The organism is Marinimicrobium sp. UBA4209, from assembly GCF_002381585.1.
Classification (GTDB): domain Bacteria; phylum Pseudomonadota; class Gammaproteobacteria; order Pseudomonadales; family Cellvibrionaceae; genus Marinimicrobium; species Marinimicrobium koreense.
This window is the reverse complement of record NZ_DFTP01000114.1, coordinates 17,245-23,477: the sequence shown is the minus strand read 5'-3', so window position 1 is coordinate 23,477 and position 6,233 is coordinate 17,245. Positions and strand designations below refer to the sequence as shown.

The window sequence follows — 6,233 nt, the reverse complement described above, 5'->3', positions numbered from 1 at the left end:
GTCCATCAACAGGGCGTTAATCAGCTCGGTTTTGCCCCGGGAGAACTCCCCGACACAGACCAGAGTGAAATCATTGCTGCCCAGTAACTGGCGGGCCTGAACCAGGCATTGATGCACCTCATCGCTGACCAGTCCGTGGGTCTGGACCCAGTGTTCGAAGCGACGCAGCCGCTGGCTCAGATCCTGACGCCAGAGGTGGTAGTGACTCATGTGACGGTACAGCGCTCGGGTGTCCATAGTGGCCCTGTGTCCTGAGTGGTTTTGAGTGTTGGTGTTATGGGCCGGTATTGGACTACGTCCGGGTACTCGATACCAAGGAGATTTGGTCTGAGCGGCTGATCGCGCGGACAAGCGGTTGTCCGCGGCGATGGCTGTTGGCTTACATGCCGATGACCAGGCCTCCGGGCATGCCCACGCTCTGCCCCAGAGCCGGCACCAGGTAGCGATTGAGGATGTGCAGCACCATGAAGGCGAAAATCGGAGTGATATCGATGCCGCCGAGCGGGGGAATCAGTTTCTGGAAGGGGGCCATGACCGGAGCCACCAACTGGCGCACCAGAATCAGTGCCGGATGCTGACTGAAGGGGGCGACCCAACTGGCGATGATGGAGATGATCAGGCACCAGAAGTAGATCGACAGAACCACAGACAGAAGACCGATGGCGGACCAGGCGATGGTGTAGAGCGGGTTGAGAAAGCCGAGACCGGCGATGACCAGCACCAATTGGATCAATAACCACTGAACCGCCAGCGCCAATACCAGCGCTGCCAGATCAACACCGAAAAAACCGGGAATCACCTTGCGCAGGGGCATCAACAGCGGGTTGGTGGCCTTGGCGACGAACTGGGAAATGGGGTTGTAAAAATCCGCCCGCACCATCTGGAACAGGAGGCGCAGGATCACCAGCATCAGGTACAGCGAGCCCAGGGTGCGAATGATGTAAATGGCAATTTCAGCCGAGGTGGACATGGTGTTTCCTCTTGTCGGTCGGGTTCCGCGGTGCGGGTCGGTTACTGTCCCAGGGCCTTGGCCAGGCTGACCGAGCGCTCGGCGCAGGCGGTCATGGCGCGCTGGAAGGTGTCGCGCAGGCCGTCTCGTTCGAATGATTCAATGGCGGCTTCGGTGGTGCCGCCCGGTGACATGACCCGACGGCGCAGCTCGTCCACACCCACATCGCTGGTGCGGGCCAGGGTGGCGGCGCCCAGGGCGGTCTGCAGAGTCAGTTCGGTGGCGGCCTCCCGGGTCAATCCCTGCTGAACGCCGGCGTCGATCATGGCCTCCATGACCAGGAAAAAGTAGGCGGGGCCGGAGCCGGAGACGGCGGTCACCGCATCCATCAGTTGCTCCTCTTCCAGCCACTGAACCGTTCCGACGGCGCCCAGAATCTGTTCCGCCTGTTCGCGTTGCGCGGGGCTGGTGTGGCGGTTCGCATACAGGCCGCTGGCCCCGGTTTTGACCAGGGCCGGTGTGTTGGGCATGCAGCGCACGATCGCCTGGTCCTCGCCCAGCCAGCGACTCAGGCTGGCCCCGTCAATACCGGCGGCGATGGAAATCAGCAGCGGATGGTGGGCCAGGCTCGGCCGCAGGGCTTCGGTGACGGTTTTCATCACCTGGGGTTTGACCGCGAGCACCACCACCTCGGCCCATTCGGCCACCGCGGCGTTGTCGCCCGTGCCGATACCGAAATCGCGGCTGAGCTGCTCCAGGGCGTCGCCGTTCAGGTCACTGGCCCGGATGCGCTCGGCGGGATAGCCTTCCTGCACCAGGCCGCCAATGATGCTGCGGGCCATATTGCCGGCGCCGATAAAGGCCAGATTGGGGTGTTGGGTGTTGCTCATAGTCATTCCTGTTGGTTCGGTATTAGCTTCGAGGGCCAAAAATATCGGTGCCGACCCGTACCAGGGTGGCGCCCTCGGCGACCGCCGCTTCGAGGTCCGCGGACATGCCCATGGAGAGGGTATCCAGCGCGAGCCCCTGGGCCCGCAGGTCCTCCAGTGCCTGCCGCAGTCGAGCCAGGCTGGCACGCTGGGCCGCCTGCTCCTCCCGTGGAGCTGGAATCGCCATCAGGCCCCGCAGGCTCAGATTGGGTAGCTGGCTGACCTTCCGTGCCAGGTCCGGCAGTTCCTGCAGGCTGACTCCGGCCTTGCTGTCTTCCGCATCGAGGTTCACCTGCAGGCAGACATTCAGGTGACCGAGCGGGGCGGGACGCTGGTCGTTCAGGCGCTGGGCAATCTTGAGCCGATCCACGCTGTGCACCCAGTCAAAATGCTCGGCGATATCCCGGGTCTTGTTGGACTGAATCGGGCCGATAAAATGCCACTCAATGTCGGGTAAGTGCGCCAGGGCCTCCTGCTTGGGCAGCGCCTCCTGCAGGTAGTTTTCCCCGAAGCGGCGCTGTCCCGCCTGGTAAGCGGCTTCCAGCGCCTCGGCGGGCTGGGTTTTGCTGACTGCGACCAGCTTCACAAACTGGGGGTGACGACCGGCGGCTTCGGCGGCCGCAGTCAGGCGGGCGGTGACATTGTGGAGCTTCTCGTCTATCTTTGGCATATCTGTCCCGGTGGGGGTTGTCGGCCTGAGCGCTCCTGTCGCGCCCGGCCCCTCAGTGGCCACTGAAACCACAGAAACACAAATAAGGTAGCAGTATGGATATTACGGAACTTCTGGCCTTTAGCGCTAAACAGGGCGCTTCAGACTTGCACCTCTCCGCAGGCCTGCCCCCCATGATCCGGGTGGACGGCGATGTACGGCGGATCAACCTGCCTCCGATGGAGCACAAGCAGGTGCATAGTTTGATCTACGAAATAATGAATGACAAGCAGCGCAAGGACTTTGAAGAATTCCTGGAAACCGACTTCTCCTTTGAGGTGCCCGGCGTGGCCCGTTTCCGGGTGAACGCCTTCAATCAGAACCGCGGTGCCGGCGCGGTGTTCCGGACCATTCCTTCCAAAGTGTTGACCATGGAAGAGCTCGGTATGGGCAGTGTGTTCCGCGATATCTGTGCGGTGCCCCGGGGGCTGGTGTTGGTGACCGGCCCGACCGGTTCGGGCAAGTCCACCACGCTGGCAGCGATGATGGACTACATCAACGACAACAAATACGAACACATCCTGACCATTGAGGACCCGATCGAATTTGTCCACGAAAGCAAAAAGTGCCTGGTCAACCAGCGCGAAGTGCACCGGGACACTCACGGCTTCTCGGAAGCGCTTCGCTCGGCGCTGCGGGAAGACCCGGACATCATTCTGGTGGGCGAACTTCGGGACCTGGAAACCATCCGCCTGGCACTGACCGCGGCGGAAACCGGTCACCTGGTATTCGGCACCCTGCACACCACCTCGGCGGCCAAGACCATCGACCGGGTGGTGGATGTGTTCCCGGCCAACGAGAAGGCCATGGTCCGTTCCATGTTGTCCGAGTCGTTGCAGGCAGTCATTTCCCAGACGCTGCTCAAGAAAAACGGCGGCGGCCGGGTGGCGGCCCACGAAATCATGCGGGGTACCTCCGCCATCCGCAACCTGATCCGTGAAGACAAGGTGGCGCAGATGTACTCGGCCATTCAGACCGGTGCTTCCCTGGGCATGCAGACCATGGACCAGTGCCTGGCCGATCTGGTGGCGCGTCGGTTGGTCAATCGCGACGTGGCCCGGGAAAAAGCCAAGATGCCGGAAAACTTCTAGATAATTACGGGACACCGCTATGGATTTTGATCGCTTATTGTCGCTGATGGTCGAGAAAGGGGCCTCAGATCTTTTTATTACCGCCGGCGTTCCGCCGTCCATCAAGGTGAATGGCAAGCTGGTTCCGGCCACCGCCTCGCCTCTGCCTCCGGAGAAGGCTCGGGAGGTAGTTTTGGGGGTAATGAACGAGAAGCAGCGCCGGGAATTTCTCGAGCAGAAAGAGCTCAACTTTGCTATCAGCGCCCGGGGTATCGGCCGCTTCCGGGCGAGCGCGTTCTATCAACGCAACCTGGCGGGTATGGTACTGCGGCGCATTGAAACCACCATTCCGGAAATCGATGACCTGGGCCTGCCGGACATCATCAAGGATCTGGCCATGACCAAACGGGGGCTGATCCTGTTTGTGGGGGCGACCGGCACCGGTAAGTCAACCTCGCTTGCCTCGATGATCGGTCACCGCAATCGCAACAGCAAAGGCCATATCATTTCCATCGAAGACCCGATCGAATTCATTCATCAGCATCAGGGCTGCATCATCACCCAGCGGGAAGTGGGCATTGATACCGAGTCATTTGAGACCGCGCTGAAGAACACGCTGCGTCAGGCGCCGGACGTGATTCTGATTGGTGAGGTCCGTACCCGGGAAACCATGGAGCATGCCATCGCCTTCGCCGAAACCGGTCACCTGTGTCTGGCGACCCTGCACGCCAACAATGCCAACCAGGCGCTGGACCGGATCATTCACTTTTTTCCGGCAGACCGGCACCGGCAGTTGTGGATGGACCTGTCCCTGAATCTGCGCGGCATCGTGGCTCAGCAATTGATCCCGACACCGGATGGTCAGGGCCGTCGGGCTTGCCTCGAGGTCCTTCTGAATACGCCGCTGGCGTCGGATCTGATTCGCAAAGGGGAGGTCAGTGAGCTCAAGGAGCTGATGAAAAAGTCCACCGAACTGGGTATGCAGACTTTCGATCAGGCGCTGTACGAGCTTTATGACGCCGGGGAAATCACCTACGAGGACGCCCTGGCCCATGCCGATTCGCCCAACGATCTGCGGTTGTTGATCAAGCTCGGTTCGGAAACGGATGCCACTTATCTGTCCCATGCCGCCGACGAGCTGTCGATTGAAGACGACGGCTCCGAAGATCGGGGACGGGTGTTTTAAGCACCCGCTAACGGTTTAAGAGGCCCGTAGCGGTTTAGAAAGCCTTTTAGCGGTTTAAAAAGGTTTCCACGATCAGGCGCGCGGCGATGGAGTCCACGGGGTTTTTGCCATAATCCCGGGAGCCGCCGCGGGCCATGACCTCGCCTTTGGCTTCGAAGCTCGACAGGCGCTCGTCGACCATTTCCACCGCCACACCAAACCGACCGTGAATCCGCTTGGCAAATTTGCGTGCCCGGGCGGACAGCTCGCTTTCGGTACCATCCATATTCAGTGGCAAACCCACCAGTACCAGCTCCGGTTGCCACTCCCGGAGCAGGGCTTCCACTTCGGACCAGTCGGGTACGCCATCGCGGGCTCTCAATGGAGGCTGTGACGTGGCGGTGCCGGTTAGCGTCTGGCCGGTGGCCGTCCCGATATTCTTCAGGCCGTAATCGAAACCCAGTAACTGCACGTCAGGCGTGGCCGGCGGTGGCGGAAATCAGGTTGAGGTCGAACCCCAGATGGTTCGCGGCGGCGGCCCAGCGTTGTTCGCTGGGCGTGTGGAACAGGATGTGGCGGTCGGCGGGCATGGTCAGCCAGGCGTTGGCGGCGATTTCGTCCTCCAGTTGTCCAGCTTCCCAGCCGGCATAGCCGAGAGCGATGATGAAGTTCTCGGGTCCGCGCCCCTCGGCCAGGGCCTCGAGGATGTCTCTGGAGGCGCTGAGGCTGACATCGTCGGCCACCGAGAGGGTCGACTGCCAGCGGCTGGTATCGTTGTGGACCACAAAGCCGCGCTCTACCTGAACCGGGCCTCCGGCCAGCACAGTGCGGTCGCCGAGGTGCTGCTCATCCCCCAGCTCCAATTGGCTGAAGATATCGCCCAACGTCAGGGGCATGGCGTTATTGAGTACCAGCCCCATGGCGCCCTCGTCGCTGTGCTCACAGATGTAGGTGATGCTGTGCGCAAAGTTGCGATCGAGCATGCCGGGCATGGCGATCAGGAAGTGGTCGCGCAGGCTGCCGGCGGTCAGGGCTTTTTCAGTGTCTGCAGGGCTTTTTTCGTTCATACCTGAATTATGGGGGAAACCACTGGGAAAACAAGCGCGCGGACCAAGAAAATCTGCGGCTAGTCCGCGGAGGTTGAAAGCCCGGCGATCTCGAAATTCCAGGTGCGGATGATTTCCAGGCGATCGTATTCCTGGCGAATTTCCGGTGGGAAACTGTTGAAGGGGGCGGCGAGGTGCACGATCTGCACCGCAGCCTGGTCCAGTAATCGGTGGCCGGAGGAGTGCAGCACTTCGACCTCGTGAATGGTGCCATCCGGGTTGATGGCGACGGACAGGCGCAGGCTGCCGGTGATCCGGCGGTTGAGCGCTTCCTGGGGGTAGTGGCGGTTGCCGGTGCGCTCGAT

8 protein-coding genes and 1 pseudogene are annotated in these 6,233 nt (G+C 61.3%); 2 read left to right on the top strand and 7 right to left on the bottom strand.

Translation table 11 applies throughout. The features are described 5' to 3' along the window. The 4 genes and pseudogenes from B3187_RS16580 to B3187_RS16565 form a co-directional block, all read right to left on the bottom strand. Window positions 1-237 (bottom strand): annotated as a pseudogene (locus B3187_RS16580) (hypothetical protein); the annotation flags it as partial. Window positions 238-379: 142 nt separating this feature from the next. Continuing rightward, a complete protein-coding gene (locus B3187_RS16575) occupies window positions 380-970 on the bottom strand; it encodes a YggT family protein (protein WP_286807585.1) in 591 nt (196 codons plus the stop codon). A gap of 41 nt (window positions 971-1,011) precedes the next feature. Beyond that, window positions 1,012-1,839: a pyrroline-5-carboxylate reductase gene (gene proC / locus B3187_RS16570; protein ID WP_286807583.1), complete on the bottom strand. Its 828-nt coding sequence runs from the start codon at window positions 1,837-1,839 to the stop codon at window positions 1,012-1,014. A gap of 22 nt (window positions 1,840-1,861) precedes the next feature. After that, entirely contained in the window at window positions 1,862-2,548 is a 687-nt protein-coding gene (locus B3187_RS16565; RefSeq protein ID WP_286807580.1) for a YggS family pyridoxal phosphate-dependent enzyme, read from the bottom strand. 95 nt (window positions 2,549-2,643) lie between these two features. Between B3187_RS16565 and B3187_RS16560 the strand changes: the two genes are divergently transcribed. Beyond that, complete coding sequence (locus tag B3187_RS16560) at window positions 2,644-3,678, top strand: type IV pilus twitching motility protein PilT (RefSeq protein WP_024461433.1); 1,035 nt, start codon at window positions 2,644-2,646, stop codon at window positions 3,676-3,678. Window positions 3,679-3,697: 19 nt separating this feature from the next. Continuing rightward, a complete protein-coding gene (locus B3187_RS16555) occupies window positions 3,698-4,843 on the top strand; it encodes a PilT/PilU family type 4a pilus ATPase (RefSeq protein ID WP_123638452.1) in 1,146 nt (381 codons plus the stop codon). Window positions 4,844-4,889: 46 nt separating this feature from the next. On the opposite strand, the gene ruvX is transcribed toward B3187_RS16555, so the two are convergent. From ruvX to B3187_RS16540, 3 genes are all read right to left on the bottom strand, one after another. Next, window positions 4,890-5,294, bottom strand: coding sequence for a Holliday junction resolvase RuvX (gene ruvX, locus B3187_RS16550; RefSeq protein ID WP_286807577.1), 405 nt, complete (start codon window positions 5,292-5,294; stop codon window positions 4,890-4,892). Window position 5,295: 1 nt separating this feature from the next. Next, entirely contained in the window at window positions 5,296-5,889 is a 594-nt protein-coding gene (locus tag B3187_RS16545; protein ID WP_193744967.1) for a YqgE/AlgH family protein, read from the bottom strand. 59 nt (window positions 5,890-5,948) lie between these two features. Then, window positions 5,949-6,233: energy transducer TonB (locus B3187_RS16540; protein ID WP_286807574.1), on the bottom strand; the 285-nt coding region annotated here is incomplete at its 5' end.

Bases quoted from the DNA above. Each gene is read 5' to 3' on its own strand.
- B3187_RS16575 (WP_286807585.1), bottom strand. From the start codon at position 970: ATGTCCACCTCGGCTGAAATTGCCATTTACATCATTCGCACCCTGGGC.
- proC (WP_286807583.1), bottom strand. From the start codon at position 1,839: ATGAGCAACACCCAACACCCCAATCTGGCCTTTATCGGCGCCGGCAAT.
- B3187_RS16565 (WP_286807580.1), bottom strand. From the start codon at position 2,548: ATGCCAAAGATAGACGAGAAGCTCCACAATGTCACCGCCCGCCTGACT.
- B3187_RS16560 (WP_024461433.1), top strand. From the start codon at position 2,644: ATGGATATTACGGAACTTCTGGCCTTTAGCGCTAAACAGGGCGCTTCA.
- B3187_RS16555 (WP_123638452.1), top strand. From the start codon at position 3,698: ATGGATTTTGATCGCTTATTGTCGCTGATGGTCGAGAAAGGGGCCTCA.
- B3187_RS16545 (WP_193744967.1), bottom strand. From the start codon at position 5,889: ATGAACGAAAAAAGCCCTGCAGACACTGAAAAAGCCCTGACCGCCGGC.